The organism is Streptococcus mitis, assembly GCF_005144795.1.
Taxonomy (GTDB): Bacteria; Bacillota; Bacilli; order Lactobacillales; family Streptococcaceae; genus Streptococcus; species Streptococcus mitis_BB.
Genome location: NZ_SWFJ01000043.1, coordinates 1 through 572, shown reverse-complemented (window position 1 = coordinate 572; position 572 = coordinate 1). Strand labels below are relative to the sequence as shown.

Below are 572 nucleotides of genomic sequence, written 5' to 3'. Positions count from 1 at the left end.
CAATAGGAGTAGGCTTAAGCCTGCTTTTTCTTTTACAACAAAACCGCTCAACCTTCATTACACTAATGGTTTCGTTTAGTCTAATAATCCTTTCTTAAGGTATAAAATTACATAAATTCTATTTTATAAAATTTTTATAAATATATTGTATTTTTGGATAGTTATGTTAGTATGACTAATGTAGCTTAAATTTAGAGACTGAAAAATAAAAAACAGGGGGAATTTTCTTTATGTATTACATTAAGAAGGTAAGTGCTATACTTGTAACTTTAGCATTGTTATTAGGAATTTTCAGTTTACCAACTTCTTCATATGCAAGCACAAATGAAGAATCAAACCAAAGTCTAGAACCAATTGATCCAAGCCAGGTTACATATGAAAGTAATAAAAATTTATCTGATGAACAAGTTTCAGATAGATTCCAAGAAATTAATTCAAAATATGATATCGAGGAACCGTTCTCTGCAGAAGATGCTGAATTCATTAGAGCATATGCTTCAAGTCCTACTGATTCTACGGATAATGATAGTAATTCTGAACCTATGTTTCAGACTCAATCAATTAAATTAAAC

The 572-nt window shown here is 29.2% G+C and carries 1 protein-coding gene; it reads left to right on the top strand.

From position 1 onward, the window contains the following. Positions 1 to 230 precede the first annotated feature (230 nt). Positions 231 to 572, top strand: a 342-nt coding sequence (locus FBF73_RS09890) for a hypothetical protein (protein WP_206146688.1), incomplete at its 3' end; no start/stop codon positions are given.